Here is a 22190-nt window from a genome sequence, read left to right on the forward strand (position 1 = left end):
AACCTGCGGTCGGTTCGTTGAAACGGAAAGTATCAGGCCCCTCCGACACGTGTGTCCGGGAGGGGGTCTCGGACGCAGTTCCTGGGTCCCCATTGTCATTTGGATAGCGTATTGACTTGTCGGGGAATGAAATATGGGGACGGGGCACGAACGGCGGTATCGGGACCCCGCCCCCACACGTTTGCCGCTGCAGGATCTACAGGGTGTTGATCCAGGCCAGGCGGTCGGTGGACAGTGAGAAGGTGTCCTCGAAGAGTACGACGTAGGTTCCGGGGCCGGAGCCCTGGCGGGCGTCGAAGCACACGCTGCCGGTGGCCTGACCGCCGGGCGCAATCTTCCCCGAGTTCAGCAGTTCGCGGTCCGGTGCGAACGTCGCGTCACGAATGGCGCCGCCGGCATCCTGAAGGCTCCAATCCACATATCCGTTGAAGTCGTTCTGCTTGTCACCGACGTTCTTGATGGTCACGGTGCTGCACAGGTACTCGCCGATGACGCTGCTCACCGGTTCGAGCGTGGCCACGGTGTAGGCGAGCCCGTCGCGGGTGATCGTGTCGCCGCCGGCCGCGGAGGTGTCTTCGTCGAGCTTGCCGGGGAAAGCGGGTCCGCTGTCCGCCGGGGCGTCCCCGTCGCCGGAACCTGCTGTGACGGTGGTGCCCTCGTCGCTGCCGGTGCTCGATGCGATGGCGATCGAGCATGCGCCGAAGAGCAGGATCGGAACGCCGACGACGATCCACGGCCAGATGCGACGCTTCCTCTTCGGCGGCTGCGGGGCAGGGTAGGGCTGGCTCGGATAGGGCTGACCGGGGTTCGTCATCGGATCCTCCTGTGAGTGGGTCATGCGGGTGAGGTGCGGGCCGCGGCTGCGATCGCGCTCGATGGAGAGTTCACCCGAAGGGGCACCGATCGCGGATCGCCCGAAGGGCCGGATCGGTTCCTACTTTCGGTCGGAAGTCTGTTCGGGCCCCTACTTTCGGCCGATCGCGAACTTGTCGGACCGCTGCGTAACCTCATGGCCGTGACTGCAACATCCGCTGAAACCATCCGTCGCCGCGTCTGGACTACCGGCGCGGTGACGCTCAGCGTGTTCTGTTCGCTGATGACGGTGGGTCTGTCCGGCGATTCCGGGACCGTCGCGGTGTGGAACATCGCGATCGGACTGGTGTTGAATCTGGGTGCCGCGGTCGCGTTGGTGTGGCGGCACGAACGGCCGTGGCTGGTTCTGGGCGTGGCCCTCGTTGGTCCGCTGTTCTTCTCGACCGACGCCACTGCCGCGTTGATCGCGCTCTATGCACTCGCCAGGACGGAGCGGGGGCAGCAGCTGGTCGCGGCAGCGACAGCCGTATTTCTGGCGTGTGGCGTCTCGCTCACCTACGATGCGTTCCGCACCCGCGACAATTCGGTTCTGACGATGGGCTCGACGCGACCGGAGGTCGGTGGGCCGAAGCCGGACTGGGATATCGCACTGTGGATTCCCTGGCTCGTTGCGGCGACGCTGGTGGCGATCGTGGTCTCGGTCGCGGTGCTGAAGCACACCCGTACCGAACTCGCTCAGGCCGAGCGCAGTCGGGATCGTGCGACGGAGCAGACGCATGTGATGCGGGACGAGATGATTCGCACCGAGGAACGCACTCGCATGGCAAGGGATATGCACGACACTCTCGCCGCGAGCCTGAGCCGAATTTCTCTGTTCGCCAGGGCCTTGCAGGTCAGCGGTGCGGGCAATCCGGAGAAGATCGCGAACACCGCGTCGATGATCCGCAGCACCGCGCACGAGGCGCTCGACGAACTCAAGAACATCGTCGGCGTGCTGCGGGGGTCCGGCGGGGCGAGTCGAGCGAGCGGTCACCAGGGCATCGACGGTGTCGCCGACCTGGTCCAGTCCGCCCGCGCGGCCGGCCTGCACGCCACCTTTTACGCAGACCTGCGGCCCGGCGACGTCGGTACCGTGTCCGGGCACGTCACCTACCGGGTGGTGCAGGAATCGCTCACCAACGCCCAGAAGTACGCGAGCGATCAAACGATCCGCATCTCGATCAGCGGTGCCAGTGAGAGCGGCATCCGCATCGACGTCCGCAACGGTCTCAGTTTCCAGCCCCCGAGTGTCCCGGGTGGTTCGCGCGCCGGTCTCCGCGGACTCGCCGAGCAGGCCCGCGACATCGGCGGAAAGCTCGAGGCGGGCAGGCTCGGTGAGGAGTTCGTCGTAGACTGCTGGCTCCCGTGGTTCGCCTGAGCCGGATTACCGAGACCGTGAGACGGTGTTGTCGGTCCGGGGTAATACCCTGTGGCCACCATGACCGGAACCAACGCCATCACCGTTCTGATCGCTGACGACGATCCCTTCGTCCGGCGAGGTGTCTCCGACATCTTCGCTGCCACCACGGATATCGCCGTGGTCGCCGATGTCGACGACGGGGACCGGGTGCCGGCCGCGGTCCACGCGTATCGACCGCACGTAGTGCTGATGGACCTGAAAATGCGCCGGGTCGGCGGACTCGATGCCACCCGTCACCTGATGACACTGCAACACCCACCCCGGGTGATTGCGATGACGGCGATGGATGTCGACGACCTCGTGCTTCAGGCCGTTTCGGCCGGAGCCCACAGCTTCCTCAGCAAGGACGAGCCGCCGGAGACGTTCCACCAGTCCGTGCGCGCCGTCGCCGCCGGCAACACACTGTTCAGTCAGGAGTCGCTGCGTCGGATCGTCGCGGCCAACCGGGCGCCCGCTGCAGGTCCCGATCCGGCGGTCCTTGCCGCGCTCAGTGCGAGGGAACGTGACGTTCTGAAGTCTCTCGCGTCTGGCGCGTCGAATGCCGACATCGCCGGTGAGCTCTTCCTCAGCGAAACGACCGTCAAGACCCACATTTCGGCAGTCTTCACCAAGCTGGGCACGCGTAACCGAGTCGAAGCGGCGCTCACTGCATTCCGTGCAGGTCTCGTCACCTGAGGGTCCCGAGACGCGAGAACCCTCACTCCGTCCGGGGACGAAGTGAGGGTGCGAGCAATTTCCCCTACCAAAAGGACCTACGCTCGCCGACCACGATACACATTCGTGGACGACCGCGAATGTATGGCGCACACACGTCATTCGCATGGACGACACGAATCGGAGTCGCACGATTTCGCGCCACATGTGTCGCAACCTTCTGCTTGGATACGACACAGGGGGAGGCTCCCGAAGATCCCCTCTTGATCGCGAGCAGGGGAAGGTGATGGCGATGGTCGATTCCACCGAGTTGCCCGAGGTTTCGTGGGCAGGAATGGTCGAGTGGTTGACAGGTTCGCTGGTCGATCAACCGGTCGCGCTCATCGTCGAGATCGGCCCGAACAGTTACGTCAGTGAGGACGACGACCAAGAAGTCGTCTGCGCGCAGATTCAGGTGCTGGCCGACGGTGTGTTGATGCTCCGTAGATCACGCGTCGAACTCGGGCACCTGCTGCTTGCCGACTATTCCACCGAGAACCTGCCACTCGACATCTGGCAGTTCGACGACCACTTCGAAGACTGTACGGACGGCTATCTGTTCAGCCGCGACGTCAACCTGATCGCGAACACCTGCGTGGCCTGGTTCCGGGACAATTGGGGCACCCGCTCCACCAGTGAACTCGGATGCTCGTATCGGTTCCCGGACGAATTGCTACCGCCGACCGACGGCACCGATGTATTCTGAAACCTTCGCTTCGCGCGGAGTCACCATCGGAGGCGGCATGCCTACCCACCACCCCTCACGTACTTACCGCGGTTGCGCGCTGTGCTCTCCGCGCAAGCGGCGCGGCATCGGTGTCGCAGCCCGCGAGACCATCCCGACGCTTCGCAAGCTCGGCAAGTCACGCAGGCTCAACCGCCGCGACCTCGGTGATTACGTCGACGACCTGCGGGAACGCGACGAGCAGTGACCGTGGCACCGTCCGGGAACTCCACAGATTCCGAGGTTCTCGGACGGATGGTTCGGGCACACTGGTCCCATGAGCACTCCGCCGCGTCGCCGGTGGGTGCTGCATGTCGATCTCGACCAGTTCATCGCCGCCGTCGAGGTGCTGCGCCACCCTGAACTGAGGGGACGTCCGGTCGTCGTAGGCGGTCGTGGGGATCCTACGGAGCGTGCGGTGGTGTCGACGGCGTCGTACGAGGCGCGGGAATTCGGTGTCGGTTCCGGGATGCCGATGCGGATCGCGGCACGGAAGATTCCCGACGCCGTGTTCCTGCCCGTCGACGCCGACGCGTACTTGGAGGTATCCGGCGTCGTGATGGACACCCTGCGGAAGCTGGATGTCGTCGTCGAGGTCATGGGCTGGGACGAGGCGTTTCTCGGTGTCGATACCGATGATCCGGAGGCCTTCGCGCGAACCATCCACGACGCCGTCCTCGACGCGACGGGGCTGCACTGCTCGGTTGGCATCGGCGACAACAAGTTACGTGCCAAGATCGCGACGGACTTCGGCAAACCTCAGGGCATCTACCGGCTCACCGAGGAGAACTGGTTCGCCGTCATGGGGGAGCGCCCCACCGACGCGCTATGGGGGATCGGTAAGAAGACCTCGAAAAAGCTTGCCGCGCTCGGTATCAACACCGTGCAGGAACTGGCCGACGCCTCGGATCAGGAGCTGGCCGCGACCCTCGGTCCGAACATGGGTCCGTGGTACGCCAGGATCGGTCGGGGAATCGATCTCTCCCCGGTGTCCGCGGAACCGTGGGTGGCGCGGTCGCACAGCAGAGAGACGACGTTTCAGCAGAACCTCGCCGGTCGGGAGGCCGTCACCGAGGAAATCCGACGCCTCGCCGCCCGGGTCCGGGAGGACATCCTCGCGGAGAACCGCAAGGCGGTGCGAGTGGCATTGAAGGTGCGCTACGCCCCGTTCGACACCCACACGACGAGCAAGCCGCTACCCGAGCCGACGTTCGATCCGGACGTGATCGCCGACGCAGCAGCAGCATTGGTCGACCGACTCGACCACGAGCGGGAAGTCCGGCTCCTCGGCGTGCGGTTGGAGATGACACCACCGACGTGAGTGGCAAAGCGTGCCCGAGGACGCTTTGCCGCTCACGTGTCAGCGGCGGGCGAAGACGGCGGGTTCGCTGTCGGGGACCTGGGCGACGAGGTCGCGGGCCACGAGGTGCCGAAGGTGAGCCGCGGCCTCGGACAGCGCCATGCCCTTGCCCATGGGGGAGATGTCGGCCCACGGCTTGTACCACTTCATCCGCTCGGCGACCTGCCACACGGTGATCTGGTCGTCGCCGAAAGCCTTGTGCAGGTGGTCGAGTCGCTCTTCGTGGTGCTCGATCAGTTCGCCGGCGCGGCCCGCGACGTCGTCGATGGGGATGCCGTGCGCGCCGAGACCACGGGTGATGTTCATGGTCTGGACGCGGCGCAGCGAGTCCATGAACTCGGCGAGGGCGTCGCGCTCCTCGAGCGGGTAGACGAAGTTGCCGACGTGCGGCGTCGTCTTCTGCAGTACGTGGTCGCCGGTGAACATCACGTCGGCGTCTTCGAGGTAGAAGCAGATGTGGCCGGGGGTGTGGCCCGGGGTGTAGACGGCGCGCAGGCCGCGACCGGTGAGCGCGATGAGTTCGTCGTCGACGAGCACACGGTCGGGGGCCGAATCGGGACCCGTCGGCGGTTTCCCGGCCGCAGACTTCTCGAAAGCCTCGAGGTCCGCCGGTGCCGCGCCGGCCCGTGTCATATTGGCCTTCTGGTACTCCAGCCACTCCGGATCATGGCTCGTCGACATGTGCGCGAACATCTCGTGGTCGGATTCGTGCATCGCGATCCACGCACCGGACGCCTCCCGCACCCGCCCGCACAGACCCGTGTGGTCCGGGTGGAAGTGGGTGAGGACGACGCCCTCCACATCCTTGACCGTGTGCCCGATGGCCTCGAGCCCGGAGGTGAGGCCGGCCCAGGCGTTGTCGTCGTCCCAGCCTGCGTCGACGAGGATCAGCCCGCCGGGGGATTCCATCGCGTACACGAGTGTGTGACCAAGGGGATTGTCGGTAATCGGGACCGGAATCTGGAAGATCCCGTCACCGATGGGCGCCGCGTCGCTCATGTGCATACCTCGTTGCCTAGGTGAACAAATTAGTTCTACTTACCTTCATACTGACCTTTCGACGCGGATTGCGATACCGCGGGTCCCGATTAGCGGTACGGCACATGCTGTGAACTGGGGTTTTCGGCGGAGGTGTCGGCTCGGAGATCGGAAGACCCGCTGGAAGCCGGACGCTGTGGAATGCTCCAGTCGGACCAGCTTTCACAATGCTCGCGTTGCGACAGGAGACTGCTTTGACCGCAAATCTCGTTCGATCACGCCGCCGGTGGTACACGACCGGAATATGTGGACTCGCAGTAATCGGCGCCTCGGGGCTGCTCGCCCCCAGTCTGGCGGTTGCCGCGCCGGCCGCGTTGCCTGCCGGCTGCGTGCAAGGCGCCGGCACACAGGTGACCTGCACATTCACCTCTACCGGCAGTGCGCAGTCGTTCACGGTTCCCGAAGGCATTACCAGCTTGGCGGTGACGGCAACGGGCGGACGTGGTGGAGACGGTGGTCAGATTCTCGGCGGCGCCGCGGCCGTCGCGACCGGGCGGTTGACTGTCGCCGCAGGTGACGCGCTGTACATCCAGGTCGGCGGGAACGGCGGTGACGGCACCGGGCGGGCCGGATACAACGGCGGCGGAGCCGGTGGTGCCGGTGGCGGAGGCGGGGCCTCCGACGTTCGCACCGGTTCGGGTGAGCTGGCGGATCGTCAGATCGTCGCGGCAGGCGGCGGCGGTGCGGGCGACACCTACATCGGTGGCGCAGGGAACCTGACTCCGACCGGCCCCGACGGTCAAGCGGGCGGCGGCGGAGGGGGAGGCGGCGGTGCGACCGGCGCCACTGGTGGCGTCGGAGGCAACGGGGGCAGCGACCCCCATGGTTCGCCGGGTGAAGCGGGCGTCGGTGGTGCCGCTGCAGGTGCGAGCGGCGGCGGTGGCGGCGGCTGGTTCGGTGGCGGTGGCGGGGCCGTCAACTACGGCGGTGGCGGTGGCGGCGGTGGCTCGTCGTACGCGCCGGGCGGAACCCTCGCTGCCGCTGCGGCGGACGCGGCCCCGACCGTGATCATCACCTACGGGGAGGGCTCGGGAACCGGATCGCTCGGGAACCTGTTCGGCAGCAGCTGATCTCGACTCCTGCACTGGAGACGTGGTAGATCGCAGGCCGATTGAACGACATCGGCGGCAGTCCGGAACTTTCGTCCGGGCCGCCGCCGATTCTCGTGTCGTCAGACTGCAGCGACCGCCGCGGTGGAGTCGGCGGACTCGTAGATAGCTTCGATGCGGCGCCGAGTCTCGTCCGGGTCGGACTTCATTGCGAGGACGAGTTCGGAAATGACGAGCTGCATCGCATGCTCGAGCTGCCGCTTCTCGCCGGCCGACAGGGGCTTTTCCTGTGAACGGGTCATCAGATCACGGATGACTTCGCTCACCGTGAAGATTCCGCCCACGGTCAGCTTTTCCTGATTGGCCTTGAACCGGCGAGACCAGTTGGACGGGTCGTCGACCGTCGGACCGCGCAGGATGTCGAAGACTCGACCGACTTCATCGTTGTTGATCGCGTTCCGAACGCCGATGGCCTCGGCTTTCGCGACGGGGATCTCGATGGACAGCCCGGTCTGAGCGACTTCGAACTGCACGTAATCGGTGGGTAGATCTTTGAACATCCGGGTCGTGAGCTTTGTGACGGTCACCGACCCGTGGTGCGGGTACAGGAAAATATCACCGATATTGAGATTCATTGATTACCTACCCTTCGCATACATTATGACACACGCTGCCATGTTGACAACGGATGCCCGGATGTGAACGATCGACCCGTGGGGTTCTCCTACCGATAACGAAGGCCGTTGATGACCAGACTCGAAGTGTTCCCCGTACCGTCTGACCTGCCTGTTGGCCCTTTAGGGCTGCGGGAGCGGCGACGTGAGCAGACGAACGTGGAGATCAGTGAGACTGCCCTCACACTGTTCGAGAGCAAGGGTGTCGAGGCCACAACCGTCGGGGAAATCGCGCAAGCGGCGGGAGTGTCTCAGCGCACGTTCTTCCGATACTTCGCCACGAAGGAAGAGGCCGCGCTCCGGGACCACTGGGCGTTCGAGGCGGTCGTGGCATCACGGCTCGACCAACTCGACTCGTCCCTCTCTCCGAGGCTCGCATTGGAGACGTCCTTCGCGGACGCGTTGGTGACGTACGCGGACAGTTCGTCGACACCCTGCCGGCGATTGCTGCGGGTGAACAGGCTCATCAAGAAGGAACCGGCTTTGCGTGCTGTGCTGGCGCGCGAGAGTGTGGCGCGGACCGCGGTCCTGGTCGACGTGGTGTCGACGACATTCGACTGCTCCGACCTGCAGATTCGACTGGCCGTCGACGTGTCGGTCGCCATCCTCCGGGCGGCGTTGGAGACGTGGGTGGATCGGTCATCCAGCGACGAGACGGCGAGCCTCCCCGAGATCTATTCCTCGGCAAGGGGACTCGCGCGCGCGTGATCGGGCGTGTCCCGCCCTCCTGACTCAGCCGGCGAGGAAACTGAACCGGACGTGCCGCACCGGGTTGTCGACATTGGTGTCGACGAGGCACACGGACTGCCAGGTGCCCGTCGCGAGCGCACCGTCGAAGACGGGCACGGACGCGTAGGGCGGCAGGAATGCCGGCAGCACGTGGTCGCGGCCGTGTCCGTGGCTGCCGTGGCGGTGCCGCCACCGGTCGTCGCGGGGAAGCACGTCGTCAATCGCACGCAGCAGGTCGTCGTCGCTCCCGGCTCCGGTCTCGATGACGGCGAGTCCTGCGGTGGCGTGCGGCACCCAGACATGCAGCAGGCCATCGCCGGCGCCGGCCGACGCGAGAAACCTCTCGATCTCACGGGTCAGGTCGTGCACCACCGGCTCAGTGCCGGTGCGAACCTCGATCTCGGTACTGAACATAGTTCCGACGTTAGCGCGCGGGTGCGTGACATTCGAGCGAAACGTATGCGTCGTCCGCAGACGTCACGGCGGTGTCAGTCGCTGGTCTGCGCCGGTGGCTGCATGGCTACCCGACGGCTGCATCCGCTATGTGACCGAGCGCAGGCCTCCCGGCTCGCCGACCCGATCGGCGAGCCGGTTCGCTCCTTCCGCTGCCTGTCCGACCATCCGGCGACCTTGACCCGCAACGACATCCGCCACGCCCCCGACCTGCCCACCATCCCCCTCGCCGCCGCGCAGCCACAACGAAACAAGCCACGGTGACATCGAACGTAACGGTTCCCGGACCTTCCACGTTCGTGCTCACATTGCAGGTGACCGGCGGGAGGCGTTCCATCCACCAGCCGAACGGTCCCGCATTCGGTCGTGAGTGCGGGACCGTTCGGCCTTGTCGCGTTGGTTGGCGGCCTCTCGTTCCGCCACCGCGTAGAAGTCCATCGAGCCATCACCGATGAGGCCGAGAACCACGACCGCGGCCAGCACGGCCGCGGCGACGATGAGTACCGTCATGCCGATCACCCACTTTCGTGTCGGATGGTTTCGTAGCTTCCTGTTTCACGAATTGGTCTGTAGTGCAACGGGGTCAACGATTGCGGCGGCCGCCGCGGTCAGGATGACATCGCTACTGACGCGCCGCCCGGTGCGCCGGTGACTGCATACATGGCGCCGTCGGCGTAGTCGGTGACGTACAGCGTTCCGCCGGTGTCCGGATCGACGAGCAGGAATCGGTAGGGTCCGTACTGTCCGGAAGTCGAGCCGTCCGGGTCGGTCACGAAGGTCCCGAGGACGGCGCATGTCGAGGCGTCGATCACCGAGATGGTCCGGCCGTCCGCGCCGGAGACGTACAGCAGATCGCCGTCCGCGCTGATCGCCACGTCTTGCGCTCCCTCGGGCAGCCGGACGGTCGCGAGCTGGGTCCCGTAGGTGGTAGTGGACGGGTCGACGTCGATCACCGAGACGACCTCGTATCCGCCTGTCACGCGCCAGAGTCGTCCGCTGCTGTCGGTGATGAACTGTCCGTTGGAGTAGCCGCCGCTGGCGAGCTCCACCGTGGTGACGTGGTAGGTGGCATAGGCTCGGGTGCCGTCCGCGTTGACAGCGACACTGCTGGTGACATCGGTGAACTCGCTGCTCGGGCGGGTGAGGTCCCACACAGGCCCGACGCTCAGGGTGCTGATCGCCGTCATGGATTCGGTGTCGATCACGGTAACGGACGCGCCGCTCGTGCCGTACAGGCGACGGCCGTCCTCGCTGACGGCCAGATCGGTGAAGTATCCGAGGGGCTGGGAGGTGATCACGCCGTTCGTTGCGGGGTCGATGACCGACACGGTGCCGTCCTCACCGCTGGCGTAGAGGCGGGTCCCGTCGGGGCTGACGATCAACTCCTGCGCTAGGGAATAGCCCTGGTAGTCGGGGGAGGTGGGCAGCCAGATCGTGTCGACGACGGTGTCGGTGGTCGTGTCGATCACCGAGATGGTGCCGGCCCATGGGCTGTTGACGTACACCCGGTCGACCGCCGGGGCGGCGGCGATGTTCGACGACGCCCAGTCGACCGCGATCGGCGCCCCGACGACCGTGTTGGTGTCGCGGTCGACGACCTGCACGAAGCCGTCCTCGCTCACGACGTACAGCCGGTCGCCGACGAGAACCGCGCCGGTCGGGCTGCCTCCCGCGGGGATCGCTGTCGAGTCGATGTCGAAAACGCCCGCGGCAGACGCCGGCGTGACCGGGACGGTGACGTCGACGTTGGTCACGTACTGGCCGTCTCTGACGGTGAAGGTGACCGTGTCGGTGTCCGGTCCCTCCGACTCTCGGGCGAGGTCGCGGGCTGCGGCGGTCGGGGTGAAGACGAACGCCCCGTCCGCGGTGGCGAAGACGGAACCGGACGGTGGTGTGGTGTAGGTGAAGGTCACGGGGTCGCCGTCGGGGTCGGGCGGGAGCGTGATCGCAACCGCGCCGTCGGACGTGCTGGGAGCGCCGACCGTCGATGCCGCGGACGGCGCGGAGTTGAGCTGGGTGAGAGACACGGCCCGCACCCGCCCGTCGACGGCGTCGGTGACCAGCCACCGAGTGCCGTCGGCGCTCATGGCGATGCTGTGCGCGCCGGCTTCGGGGGACAAGTCGTCGATACCGACATTCGACACCACCTTGGTGGTCGCGGTGTCGATCACCCACAACCGATCCGAGTCGGTCACGACGTACGTAGCGCTGCCGTCGTAGCTGACACGCACGGCGGTCGGCCGCGACCCGACGGCGACGGTGCCGACGACCTTGTTGGTGGCGGTGTCGATGACCGAGACGGTGTTGCTGCCGCTGTTGGTGACGTACACCCGGGTGCCAGTGGGGTTGACGGCGACAGCGTTGGGTGTGGTTCCGACCCCGATGGTGGCGACGACCTTGTTCGTGACGGTGTCGATCACCGACACGTTGCCGCTGCTGCTGTTGGTCACGTACGCGCGGGTGCCGGTGGGGGTGTTGGCGACGGTGATGGCGTTGGGTGTAGTGCCGACCCTGACGGTGGCGACGACTTTGTTCGTGACGGTGTCGATCACCGACACGTTGCCGCTGCTGCTGTTGGTCACGTACGCGCGGGTGCCGGTGGGGTTGACGGCGACGGCGTTGGGTGTGGTGCCGGTCGTGACGGTGGCGACGACGGTGTTGTTGGCGGTGTTGATCACCGACACGTTGCCGCTGACGCTGTTGGTGACGTACACCCGGGTGCCGGCCGGGTTGGCCGCGACGCCCGTCGGCGAGGTGCCGACGGTCACCGAGCCGACGACGGCGTTGTTTGCGTCGAGCACGGAGACGCTCTTCGAACCCTGGTTTGCCACATAGGTTTTGGTGCCGGCGAACACCGCACCGGACGGATTGGACCCGACGGTGGTGGACTGCACGACCTTCATCTGTGCCGCAGACACCGGCACCTGCACCGGCACGTCCACCCGGTTGCCGGACTGGACGTCTGTGACGGTGACGGTGAACGAGTCGTAATTGGCGCTCGGGTCCAGCGCGGCCGGGTTCAGCGCGTCCGCAGAGGCCGCCTGGCGCGCTGCCTGGGTGGGGGTGTAGATGAAGTCGCCGGTCTCGTCGACGGTGACCGTTCCGCCGCTCGGCCGGGTGACCTCGTAACGAAGTTGGTTTCCGGACGCATTGATCGAGCCGCGCACCACACCGGTGCTGCGCTCGGGCACACCGACGATCGGCCCGGCAGTGGACGCAGAGCTCGTGACGGTGGAGGCGGTGCTCGCGACGGCGAACAATTCGATCGGCTCGCTGGTCGCGAGGGGGGATGTTCGTGTTCCGGCGAACGATTCGATCGGTTCGCTGGTCGTGACGGGTGCGGCAGCCAGCGATCGGCTCGCGTCGGTGGTGAATACCTTCTCCTGTCGACGGCACCATGCCGCGGCCAGCGCCCAGAACGTCGGCGACTCGATCGGTACCTGTGGGTCATTCGACAGGAACGGACGTAGCCCGAGGGCTCCGAGCACCTTCGACACGACGCTGGATGCGACGTCCACCGCCGGAGCGGGGAGAGACGGTCCCAATGCCAGCGTCCCGACCTGCGGTGCATCGGCAGGGGTGTCGGATACTCCGCGCGTCAGCGCTGTCGTCGTGTCGATCGCAGGGATCGCAGGAGCCGTCGCCGGTACTGCGTCCAGGACTGCTGCCGGCACGTCCGGGACGAGTCCGCGCACTGCCGGGGTCTCCGCCGCGGCGGCCGGGTCGAGAGCCGTGCTGGATCCGTCCGTTACCGGGGTAGTCGACAGGTTCGGCGCAACGGCGCTGTCCGCAGGTGCGCGGTCGTGACCCTGTGCTGATGTCGAGGACGCGGACGAATCCGCTCGCTCGGTGACTGCTCGTTCCGGAGGCTGGTCGGCCGGCGCGATCGCGGCACCGGACTCGTCGATCGTGGCCGGTGCCGTGGCGGCAGAACTCGATCCGACCTGCCCGGACCCGTCTGCCGTCGCGGCCGAATCCGGCATGCCCCCGCCGCTCGCAGTCGACGAACCGTCGGGTGTCGTGGGGTCGGGTGTCGTGGCGGTGTCGGGGGTCGTCGCGTCGGACCCGTTCATGTCGTCGCTCGTGGTGGACGTGGATTCGGTGCCCGCGGTGGATTGGGTATCGGCGCCGGAGGTGGAGGTGGATTCCGAATCCGTGCCGGACGTGGTTTGCGAATCCGTGGTCGAGTCGTCGGTCGTCGACGATCCGGATCTGCCGCCCGACGAGTCCGAGTCGGCACGCGATGCGCCGGATGACGTCCTGTCCGACGAAGTCCCGTCCGTGGATCGGTCCGTGGATCTCCCCTCGGACGATGTCTGGTCGGAGGAGTCGGAACTCGACGACGCGGACGAGTCGCCGACGGACGGTGCTGCCACCGCGATGCCGGCCGGCGCGACCGCAAGCCCTATGCCCACTGCCACCGCTAGCTCGCTGAGGTGCTTGAGGTGCTTGTCGTTGTTCATGGGTTACTCCTCCATGAGGACACTTCGAACTGCAGTACGGACGCACCATCCGGGCGCTGGGCTGGATTGTCGCCTCGAAGCGCTTCTCGAGTTGCATGGGACAGCAATGATCGTCACGCTCAGTCGCGGATCTGAACCGCGTAGTCGACTACGCGATTTTCCGGTTACTGCGGCGACGCACGATCAGCGCAGTCTGGCGTGATAGCGGTGGCCTTCGACTGTACGGATGGAGACTCCGAGGCGTTCGGCGATCTCTTTGTTGGTGAAGCCTTGGGCGACGAGGGCGACGATTTCGCGCTGTCGCCTCGTGAGTGGGGTGGTTTCGCGAGCTTTGCGCAGTGCGGGGGTGTTGAGTCCGCGGTGGGTGCCTGCCAGCGTCCTGGCACGTTCGATGGCTGTCAGTGCGGAACCGTGATGCTGCTGTTCGCGGAAGAGAGTTCCGGCTTGGGCGGAGGCATCGGTCGCTGCGACGATGTCACCGATTTCTTCGTACCGCCGTGAGGCTTCGGTGAGTTTTTCGCCGTTGACGCAGGTCAGACCGTTGGCATGCAGTGCAACGGCGTGGACGCGTGGCCCGTCGACGAGCGCGGTGAGCTCGTTCACCCGGTGCGCTGTGGTGCGATCGCCGAATTGCGATGCGGCTTGCAGACACAGGAGTTCTTGGCCGAAGTGGCCGCGTTCGGCCGCGATCGCGGCCGCCGTCCGGGCGAGGCGGATTGCATCGGCGATCATCTCCTGGGCGGCCGCAGCCCATGCTTTGGCGAGGGTGCACGCTGATCGGAGGAAGCCGTAAGGATTAAGCGTGTCGAGATCGCGCACCAGCTCCGCTGCGCGTTTCCCGTCCCCGCGATGCGATAACGCGAGAATCAGGTAAACCCTGCAGCTGACGACAGCTGACCTGTCGTACGTGGTGGTACGGAATTCGCGATCCGCCCTGTTCAGAACCTCGAGCGCAGCGCTCAGACGACCTTGGGACAGGTCAACGTAGCTGTGGAGCAACGAGACAAACAATCCTATGGTTCCGGGAGTGCTCGCGGCATACTCGACAAACTGGGTCATGACTTGTTCCGCGGCCTGAAGGTACCCCGCGATGAACATTGCTTCGATGTGGAAGTAGACGATCCCGTACTCCAGCGCGGAAGCATCACTCGATGTTGCGACCAAAGCGGAGGCCCGCTTGGTCAACGGAGAAACCTTGACGGCATTTCCCGAGTAACCGTGGGCAATGACCAGGGCGCATGAGGTGAGCACGAATGCCATATCGCTCGGCGCAGCCTGAAAGACCACGTTTCCTGCGGCGATCGCGCGGTCAGGTCGGCCTTGCACCGACTCGAGGAGTGCTTCGAACGCGGCTAGCTCGGATGATTTGTGGTTATAGGGCGCTACCATGGCGACTGAGAGTTCTTGCCTCGCCCGTTCGGGATCGCCGAGGCTCCAGCAGAGGGTGCCGACTCGCATAACGGACAGTCGCCGTTGCTCCTCGATCGTTAGCGCGTTCTGATCGAGCGCCTCGAGCAGGGTGAATGCATCCTGTGCCCGACCGACGTGATTGAGCACCCAGTAGTGCAGCATCGCGCCTTGAAAGCCGCTGTCAGATATATGTCCGGCGTCCGCGAAACGAAGGGCGAGGGGAGCATCGTGGAGCCGTAGTGCGGTGGCGGTGGCGGCGAGGTAAAGCCCAAGGTCGGGCGGCAGGTCGGATTCGAGCGTCAGCAATGCCCGTCGCAACAAAGCTGCGGGTGTTGGATCAGCGCGGGTAGAAAGAGCGGTTGCGAGACGGCCGCGCAGGCGGCGCAGTTGTAGGAGGTTGCCAGTGCTGCGACGGACTTCACCGTAGAGGGGGTGGCTGAGGCGGACGGCGATATCGCCGTTGTCGCTGGTCATGTCGATGAGACCGCGGGAATGCACTTCCTTGACCGCATGCGGGCTGGTGAGGATTTCCAACACCGTGCCGTCAATGGGTTCGCCAATCGCGAGGTAGTCGAGGACTTCCGCCGTGTCATCGGTCAGCGAACCAAGCTGGCCGGTAATCAGTTTGGCGAGGGTGGGTGAGACGACGGGTTCACCAATCAACCGCCAGGTGCCGACGTCGCTCACGAGCCGTCCGGCGTCCCGTTCCTGGCGAACGAGATGCCGCAGGAACAGCACGTTGCCGCGGGTCAGGTTCCAAAGTTCGGCCGCCGTTGCGGGGGCGACGGGCCCAGCAAGCGCTTGCGAAAGTAAGCGTTCAGTGTCGTTCTCGCGCAAGGGGTCTAAATCGAGCCGGTTGAGGAACCCGTCTTTCCAGAGGGTGGTGATGGTGTCGGGGGCCGGTTCTGTGCTGCGCAGGGTGAGCACGACCCTGGCAAGGCCGCGCTGCACGAGTTGTTGGATGACGACGACGGACAGGTCGTCGAGCAGGTGAACGTCGTCGACGGCCACGACTACGGGCTTGTCGCCAGCAGTGAGCGCTTTGATGACGGTATGGATGACCATCATCGGGTCGGCCTGCGAGGTCGGTGCCCATTGAGCAAACGCTCCCAACGGAAGAGTTCGGGCCGAGGCGGTAGCGGTGACCCACCGGACGGCGTGCCGTTTGGCAAGTACGGCGACAGCGGCACTCGCCAACCGACTCTTGCCAACACCGACACCGCCTGCTACAAGAACCCCAGAGCCATCACCTGAGCCTTCGATAGTCGCCCAGATGCGCCGCAGTTCCTCATCTCTGCCAATAAGCGGCCAGACATCGTCCACGGTCCAATCTTAACTACTGCGTTAGTAGGCGCGGGAAATCATCGATCCCTGACGCCTTGCGTCTTCCAGCTCGATGATCCGACCCGTCTGAGCCACTTCGGACGGCCGGCGCACCAGCACCAGCACCCGCGCGCCCGTGCCCAGTGCACCGGGTTCGGGTCCCGGCTTGTGCTTCTTCTCGGGCATGAGCCTGTACCTTCCGCTTGGCAACGCGCCCGGATCATAAGCACGACGCCGTTCCGGCCGCTGAGCGATCGGCAACCCGCGCCGCTGATGACGAGACATACCGGGCGCCTTCGAATCCCGTCTCGAACTCTCCTGCGCCCTCGCCGACCACAGCCGAGACCATCCGCGGTCCGCGCGCACCGGCCAGACACGACCGGATCACTTCTTGGGCGGTGCAGGGAATTTCGTCGCCAGCCGCGGCGACCCCGCCTGGCCCGCTTCGAAACCTGGCTCGACCAACGACTCACCACACTGCAGCCGACACCAGAAATCCACACTCCCATTGAGCAATTCGCCCGCGGCTTAACCCCAACACCATGAACATCCACGCCGCCCGCGCGGCAATCCCAAGGGGCAACCACCCCGCGATCAAGCGCCCGAAACGATGAGCCAGTCGCCACCCAGGAGATCTCGACAGAAGCTGATAAGGCCCCATTCAATCCGACCGACCGAGGCGCCGCGTCCGCCGCCGCGGGCTCCGCTACTTGCGGCCGGCCGCCCACTTCATGCCCCAGCTGTAGGTCTTGTCGAGATCGGCCTGGCTGCCTTCGACGTACTTCACTTCGCGCGTCACGGTGATGCCCTGCCCGGTGTTCTGCAGCATCGCGATGGCGCAGATACGAGCGGAGCTGTTGGCCGAGTCCAGTCGAACCTCCACCTCGGGGCCGCTGGTGGGGTAGAGGGTGACGACGCCGTCCACGGCTGCCCAGTTGGGTGCGCCGTCGTAGATCATCGCGAAGATGAGGATGCGCTTGAACATTTCCGGTCGGTCGAGGTTGATCTGCATGTTCTCGCCGCCGGTCGCGGTGCCGGTCCGGTCGTCGGCGTCGAGCTTGATGAACGGCGAGGCCTGCAGCGAACCGAAAGTGTTGCCGAGCGCTTGGACGACACCCTTCGATCCGTCGGCCAGTTCGTAGAGACAGCCGAGGTCCAGGTCGATGCCACTATTACCGCCCGCGGCGGCCGCAAGTTTCGCGAAGAAGCCGGCCTTCCTGGGCTGCGGAGTCGCGCCCGTCGACCAGTTGAGATTGACCCGCATCGCACCCTGTCGCTCACCCGACTTCGTGAGGCTGACCGACGGCGCCGCCTTCGACAATGTGACCTTGCTCAGATTTACGCCGCCCTGCGGTGCGGCAGGGGTGGGGGTGCGGCGGGTGTAGTCGATGGCCACAGGTGGGAACCTTCCGATTGGCTGCGCGGATCGTGTCAGACCGTTGTCCGATTTGCACGATTTCGGTCCAGAGTAGCCGTAGTCGTGAGCCCCGCACTCCGCACGACCGCCGTCACGCTGAGTCGCGTGCGCTCCACTCGATCGCGGGGCAGGTGTCCATCACCATGGCGACGCCCTTCGCGGTCGTGCGCTGGAACGCGGCCTCGTCGATGACTCCCAGTTGGAACCAGACGCCTTTCGCGCCTACCTCGACGGCCTGGTCCGCGAACTCGCCGGCGGCCTCGCTCTGCCGGAAGACATCGACGACGTCGATCAGGAACGGGACGTCGGCCAGAGTGGCGTACCCCTGCTCGCCGAGCACAGTCGGTGCGGTGGGATGGATGGGGACGATTCGTTTTCCTCGGCGCTGCAGCAACTCCGCGATGCGGTACGCCGTTCGGTCGGGATTGCCGGAGAGCCCGACGATCGCCCACGTCTCCCAGTCGTCGAGCATCGACGAGACGGCACCGGGGTCCTGCCACGAAGTGTTCACACCGCAAAACTACTACTCACCGCCGACTTCGGGCGGGATCGCTGAGCTGAACGGAACCGTCCGTGCGAAAGTATCCGCATGGTGATCCGTATCCCCGAGAATCCGCGCCTGTTGAATGGTTCCGAGGAATCGGTGTGGAATGCGCTGTTGGGTCAGCTCGGTGATGGTGACCTCGTGGTGGCAAACCAGCGGGTCACCGACCGACTCAAGGACCACGAGATCGACTTCGTGGTGGCGCTCGAGGGGTACGGGATCGTCTGCCTGGAGGTGAAAGGCGGGCAGATCTGGCACGACGGCGCCGATTGGTACCAGGACCAGCGAAAAGGTCCGACGGTCATTCACCCGGTTCGGCAAGCACGTGACGCGCTGTATGCCCTGCGGAGCTATGTGGAAGGCGACCCGCGCTGGAGTCACGGGCGGCTGCGATGGGACCACGTCGTGGTCTTCCCCAATACGGAACTCGCCGACGACTTCGGACTGCCGGAATGCCCACGCTGGAAGGTGATTGATCGCACCGGCCTGGATGACGTCGTGTCGCGACTGCAGAAGGTGCTGTCCGGTCAGCAACTGGACCGCCCGGCGCTGCCCGACGACGGGGTCGATCAGCTCACGACCGTCCTCTCCGGACGCGGGCTGCCGCAACGCGACGTGGTTGCGAGGGCGATCGCGAACGAAGACGCGGCCGACGCACTCACCGCCCAGCAGTCGGTGATTCTCGACGCGATCCGGCTGTTGCACCGGGTCGAGGTGCGGGGCGGCGCCGGAAGCGGCAAGACATTCCTCGCGGTCGAGAAGGCGCGGCGGTTGGCGAAGCAGGGGAAGCGGGTGGCGCTCATCTGCTACTCGCACGGGTTGGCGTCGTATCTCGGGCGGTTGACCGCCACCTGGTCCTACAAGGAGCGTCCCGCGTATGTGGGCGAGTTCCACGCGCTGGGTCAACGGTGGGGAGCGCCCGAGGGCCCGGACGAGAGCATCCGCAACACCGACACCGTGCAGTTCTGGGAACACGATCTTCCGCGGCATATGGCGGAGTTGGCGTCGGAATTGCCGTTGCGCGACCGGTTCGATGCGGTGGTCGTGGACGAGGCGCAGGATTTCGCCGACGACTGGTGGGGTCCGCTACTGGCCGCGTTGCGTGACGAAGAAGCCGGCGCAATCTACGTATTCAGTGATGAGGGGCAGCGAGTATTCGACAGGCAGGGCGTTCCGCCGATTCAGTTGGTCCCGTTGGTGCTCGATCACAATCTGAGAAACACCCGCCAAATAGCGGACTCGTTCACACCGCTGGTCGGACAGCGGATGCGCCTGCTCGGCGGGGAGGGCCCCGAGGTGCTCTTCGTGCCCTGCCAGGCAGAGGACGCGCTGACCGTTGCCGACGATCAGATCGATTCGTTGATGGACGAGGGTTGGCGTCCGGAGGATCTGGCATTGCTTGCCACGGGCAGCCGCCACCCGGAGCAGGTGAGCCGGCAGATAGAGGGCAACGCGGCGTATTGGGACAGCTTCTGGGATACCGAGCAGGTGTTCTATGGGCACGTCCTGGGATTCAAGGGACTCGAACGGCGTGCTGTCGTGCTGGCGCTGAATGAGAAGGTGGTACAGGAGCGTTCGCGGGAGCGGCTGTACGTCGGCCTGTCGAGGGCGCGGGATCAGCTCGTGGTGTGCGGCGATCCGGACTTCATCCGCGAAGTCGGGGGAGCGGAGTTGGCCAAACGAATGGGGATCTGACTTCTGGGCCTTCGCTTCCGGACCGACTCATGTGGCAGTGGCGGACTGCCGATCGCGGATCGTTCTGGCGAGGATTGCGTCGAAGGTGACGGGTACTCCTCCTTCCCGGTAGAGCGACACTTCTGCGCTCAACCAGGCTCGTCGGCTATTTTCCGTAGCCTTTCCGAGCTGATAGAGGCGCGCCTCTATCGCCTCCGGCGTGACCCCAAACTCCTGGGACCAGGCGTGCATATCGCGACAGTACCGGGCATACGTCGTGACGGGCCTGTTCCCGAGCGAGTAGGACGTGCCGGTCACTGTCGGCAGCGCCGACTCCACCCGCGAATCGAAGATCAGGCACCGCGGCTCACGCGAAGTACGGTCGCCGGCGAAGAACAGGACCTTGCTGAAGAACGCGGGACCCAGCCTGGGGACCCGGTGGTCCACGAACCCACGGTACGCATCCTCGATCTTTCCGGCATGGCTGGCGGTAGCACCTGTTCGGAGCGCAGTGAGGAGTCGGGTTCGCCCATCATCGGTTGCGGCGAAGTCGACGATCCGCCCGGCGTTACGGAAGTTGCCCATCACACCCCACGCGAGTATGTCCCAGAACAGTTGAAGTAGCTTCTGATCGTCGCCGGTCGTGCGGGCGATCTCGGCGAGTTGGAACAGTTCGTCCCGGTCAAAGCGGTCCGATGAGATTCGCACTCCCTTGTTCGCCCACTGGGTCCTGTTGACGGGTGCCGGCTCGAGCTCGCTCGACAGCAAGTCCGACCTCATCAGATCTGCTATTCCGGTTACAGACTCGCGCCACATCCTGAATCCGCCCCTCTTCGCGTCTACCGGTCGGTCGTGCCGCTGAGTCAGTCGTCCTGACAGTCCACACCGTTACGTCAACCGCGGAAAATCTGCAATCGACCGGTGCGGAGGGAGTTTCCGTCGTCGACGATGAAGACTCGCTGCCTTGCGATGTGCTCAATCACGGCGTCATCATGCACTGGGGGACCGACAAAGCAGTGCAGACCGGCTCAGGGAACTTGGCTGTCAGTCAAATGGCGTATTGACTCGGATGCATTGATGCGCAGGAGATTGCGCAACACCCCCAACAGCTGGGTTGGCAACACGCCCGAATTATGTGTGCGTCCACGCCGTCTGGTAGTAGTTTCAACTATCGCGCCGTCGGGGGTTGACGAATGCAACCAGCGCGACCGCATTCACATTTCGCCTGCGAACACGCACGGGCGAGAGTTTCCGGGCAGGCCGCCCGCATTTCCGAAAGGGCACTGCTGTGTCGATCGATGGTCAGTTCGCCAACGTAAGCAAGAGGACCCGAGGGCTCGAGGCTCGACGGTCGTTGTTCTCCTCGATCGTCGGAGGCGTGGGAGTCGTCGTTGTGACCGCCGGCCTTGTCGCCTGCGGCTCGGGTGAGTCCTCGTCGACCGCATCGGTAGCCACAACTACGACCACCACCACGACCACAACAACCACGACCGCACGCCCGACGACGACGGTGCCCGTGACCACTCCGGTCGCGGTGGCGCCGGTGGCTCCGGTGCAGCCTGCGCCTGTCGCGCCGACCGCGAGCGCCCCCACGCTTGTACCGATGCCGGCTGTGGTCTGCATGAACCTGCAGACGGCGCAGAACACGATCCAGGCGGCTGGGGTCTTCTTCTCGCGCAGTGCCGATGCGACCGGCGCGGGACGGAAGCAGGTGCTCGACTCGAACTGGGTCGTCGTGGGTCAGCAGCCGTCGCCCGGTGAATTGATCGGCGAAGGAGACGCTGTGCTGTCGGTTGTGAAGATCGGTGAGCCGAACAACTGCTGAGGCGTCCCGCAACTCGTAATGCACTGACACCGGCAGAGGCTAGGGGCGAAAGTCCCTATTTCGCACCGTCGTGTCGGTTGAACGGTGTATTGATCCGGTTTTGTTGGCGCGCAATTTATTAGCTACATCACCGTGGTTGGCGCGGATATGTGTGACGCCAGGTTTGTCTGGTATTAGTTTCAACTAACGGGTCCGAGGCGGGCGGCTGGCCGAGGGGTGGGGGTGTTGTCATTCGCTTGAATGAATCTCGGTCGCTCCGACGCGTTGATCGGGAAACGTGTCGGAGGCGGGGTGTAATTTCGGCAGCATAGTTCGACGTTCAAAGAAATGAGGGGGACGGGCGCGCGTGGTCGACGCCGCCGATTCTGATGTGGCCGCAGTGCCGCCTGCTGGGCGACGCCGACGTCCGCGGTATCTGCGACTCGCTGTGCCGCTTACTGTTTCATCATCGCTCGTGTAACGCTCGTCGCAATGTCGCGATGGAATGTTCGATCTCCACACCTGGTTCCCCGTGCGTCTGCGCCCTATCGCGAGAGAAATTC

At 65.3% G+C, this 22190-nt stretch carries 22 protein-coding genes; 10 read left to right on the plus strand and 12 right to left on the minus strand.

Annotation, left to right across the window (positions count from 1 at the left end; all coding sequences use genetic code 11):
- Nucleotides 1–196: 196 nt before the first annotated feature.
- Nucleotides 197–814: a DUF4352 domain-containing protein gene (locus JWS13_RS37395; protein ID WP_206010355.1), complete on the minus strand. Its 618-nt coding sequence runs from the start codon at nt 812–814 to the stop codon at nt 197–199.
- A gap of 195 nt (nt 815–1009) precedes the next feature.
- On the opposite strand from JWS13_RS37395, the gene JWS13_RS37400 reads away from it, so the two are divergent.
- The 5 genes from JWS13_RS37400 to JWS13_RS37420 all read left to right on the plus strand — a co-directional run bounded on the left by JWS13_RS37400 (nt 1010) and on the right by JWS13_RS37420 (nt 5010).
- Nucleotides 1010–2230, plus strand: coding sequence for a sensor histidine kinase (locus JWS13_RS37400; protein ID WP_206010356.1), 1221 nt, complete (start codon nt 1010–1012; stop codon nt 2228–2230).
- A 60-nt stretch (nt 2231–2290) separates the two neighbouring features.
- Nucleotides 2291–2947 carry a response regulator gene (locus JWS13_RS37405; RefSeq protein WP_206010357.1) on the plus strand — a complete coding sequence of 219 codons (657 nt, stop codon included), beginning with the start codon at nt 2291–2293 and terminating at the stop codon, nt 2945–2947.
- Nucleotides 2948–3218: 271 nt separating this feature from the next.
- Entirely contained in the window at nt 3219–3671 is a 453-nt protein-coding gene (locus JWS13_RS37410; protein WP_087558089.1) for a hypothetical protein, read from the plus strand.
- Nucleotides 3672–3708: 37 nt separating this feature from the next.
- Entirely contained in the window at nt 3709–3897 is a 189-nt protein-coding gene (locus JWS13_RS37415; RefSeq protein WP_206010358.1) for a hypothetical protein, read from the plus strand.
- 69 nt (nt 3898–3966) lie between these two features.
- Nucleotides 3967–5010: a DNA polymerase IV gene (locus JWS13_RS37420; protein WP_206010359.1), complete on the plus strand. Its 1044-nt coding sequence runs from the start codon at nt 3967–3969 to the stop codon at nt 5008–5010.
- A gap of 39 nt (nt 5011–5049) precedes the next feature.
- Here the strand turns inward: JWS13_RS37420 and JWS13_RS37425 are convergent, their stop codons facing one another.
- Nucleotides 5050–6048 (minus strand): MBL fold metallo-hydrolase, encoded by a 999-nt coding sequence (locus JWS13_RS37425; RefSeq protein WP_206010360.1) that lies wholly within the window; start codon nt 6046–6048, stop codon nt 5050–5052.
- 233 nt (nt 6049–6281) lie between these two features.
- On the opposite strand from JWS13_RS37425, the gene JWS13_RS37430 reads away from it, so the two are divergent.
- Nucleotides 6282–7157 (plus strand): glycine-rich protein, encoded by an 876-nt coding sequence (locus tag JWS13_RS37430; protein ID WP_241032479.1) that lies wholly within the window; start codon nt 6282–6284, stop codon nt 7155–7157.
- Between the two features lie 101 nt (nt 7158–7258).
- On the opposite strand, the gene JWS13_RS37435 is transcribed toward JWS13_RS37430, so the two are convergent.
- On the minus strand, nt 7259–7723 hold the full coding sequence (locus tag JWS13_RS37435) for a CarD family transcriptional regulator (protein ID WP_241032480.1): 465 nt from the start codon (nt 7721–7723) through the stop codon (nt 7259–7261).
- 246 nt (nt 7724–7969) lie between these two features.
- Between JWS13_RS37435 and JWS13_RS37440 the strand changes: the two genes are divergently transcribed.
- Complete coding sequence (locus tag JWS13_RS37440; RefSeq protein ID WP_241032481.1) at nt 7970–8518, plus strand: TetR family transcriptional regulator; 549 nt, start codon at nt 7970–7972, stop codon at nt 8516–8518.
- Nucleotides 8519–8542: 24 nt separating this feature from the next.
- Here JWS13_RS37440 and JWS13_RS37445 read toward each other — a convergent pair whose 3' ends face one another.
- Nucleotides 8543–8953, minus strand: coding sequence for a secondary thiamine-phosphate synthase enzyme YjbQ (locus JWS13_RS37445; protein ID WP_206010363.1), 411 nt, complete (start codon nt 8951–8953; stop codon nt 8543–8545).
- A gap of 102 nt (nt 8954–9055) precedes the next feature.
- Here JWS13_RS37445 and JWS13_RS37450 point away from each other — a divergent pair, with 102 nt between their 5' ends.
- The gene (locus JWS13_RS37450; protein WP_206010364.1) at nt 9056–9256 is read left to right on the plus strand and encodes a hypothetical protein; all 201 of its coding nucleotides are present in this window, start codon (nt 9056–9058) and stop codon (nt 9254–9256) included.
- A gap of 39 nt (nt 9257–9295) precedes the next feature.
- On the opposite strand, the gene JWS13_RS37455 is transcribed toward JWS13_RS37450, so the two are convergent.
- The 6 genes from JWS13_RS37455 to JWS13_RS37480 form a co-directional block, all read right to left on the minus strand.
- Nucleotides 9296–9502, minus strand: coding sequence for a hypothetical protein (locus tag JWS13_RS37455; protein WP_206010365.1), 207 nt, complete (start codon nt 9500–9502; stop codon nt 9296–9298).
- A gap of 98 nt (nt 9503–9600) precedes the next feature.
- Nucleotides 9601–13455, minus strand: coding sequence for a YncE family protein (locus tag JWS13_RS37460; protein WP_206010366.1), 3855 nt, complete (start codon nt 13453–13455; stop codon nt 9601–9603).
- A 183-nt stretch (nt 13456–13638) separates the two neighbouring features.
- Complete coding sequence (locus tag JWS13_RS37465) at nt 13639–16188, minus strand: helix-turn-helix transcriptional regulator (protein WP_241032482.1); 2550 nt, start codon at nt 16186–16188, stop codon at nt 13639–13641.
- A 21-nt stretch (nt 16189–16209) separates the two neighbouring features.
- The gene (locus tag JWS13_RS37470) at nt 16210–16374 is read right to left on the minus strand and encodes a hypothetical protein (protein ID WP_206011971.1); all 165 of its coding nucleotides are present in this window, start codon (nt 16372–16374) and stop codon (nt 16210–16212) included.
- A gap of 520 nt (nt 16375–16894) precedes the next feature.
- Nucleotides 16895–17584 (minus strand): TerD family protein, encoded by a 690-nt coding sequence (locus tag JWS13_RS37475; protein WP_206010367.1) that lies wholly within the window; start codon nt 17582–17584, stop codon nt 16895–16897.
- 112 nt (nt 17585–17696) lie between these two features.
- The gene (locus tag JWS13_RS37480) at nt 17697–18116 is read right to left on the minus strand and encodes a CoA-binding protein (protein WP_206010368.1); all 420 of its coding nucleotides are present in this window, start codon (nt 18114–18116) and stop codon (nt 17697–17699) included.
- 78 nt (nt 18117–18194) lie between these two features.
- Between JWS13_RS37480 and JWS13_RS37485 the strand changes: the two genes are divergently transcribed.
- Nucleotides 18195–19844 (plus strand): NERD domain-containing protein, encoded by a 1650-nt coding sequence (locus JWS13_RS37485; protein WP_206010369.1) that lies wholly within the window; start codon nt 18195–18197, stop codon nt 19842–19844.
- A gap of 27 nt (nt 19845–19871) precedes the next feature.
- Here the strand turns inward: JWS13_RS37485 and JWS13_RS37490 are convergent, their stop codons facing one another.
- Nucleotides 19872–20639 carry an 8-oxoguanine DNA glycosylase OGG fold protein gene (locus tag JWS13_RS37490; RefSeq protein ID WP_206010370.1) on the minus strand — a complete coding sequence of 256 codons (768 nt, stop codon included), beginning with the start codon at nt 20637–20639 and terminating at the stop codon, nt 19872–19874.
- Between the two features lie 486 nt (nt 20640–21125).
- On the minus strand, nt 21126–21446 hold the full coding sequence (locus JWS13_RS37495) for a hypothetical protein (protein WP_206010371.1): 321 nt from the start codon (nt 21444–21446) through the stop codon (nt 21126–21128).
- Between JWS13_RS37495 and JWS13_RS37500 the strand changes: the two genes are divergently transcribed.
- Complete coding sequence (locus JWS13_RS37500; protein WP_225857893.1) at nt 21445–21648, plus strand: calcium-binding protein; 204 nt, start codon at nt 21445–21447, stop codon at nt 21646–21648. The two genes, JWS13_RS37495 and JWS13_RS37500, sit on opposite strands and share 2 nt — an antisense overlap.
- Nucleotides 21649–22190 lie beyond the last annotated feature (542 nt).

It is taken from the genome of Rhodococcus pseudokoreensis (assembly GCF_017068395.1).
In the GTDB taxonomy this organism is placed as follows: domain Bacteria; phylum Actinomycetota; class Actinomycetes; order Mycobacteriales; family Mycobacteriaceae; genus Rhodococcus_F; species Rhodococcus_F pseudokoreensis.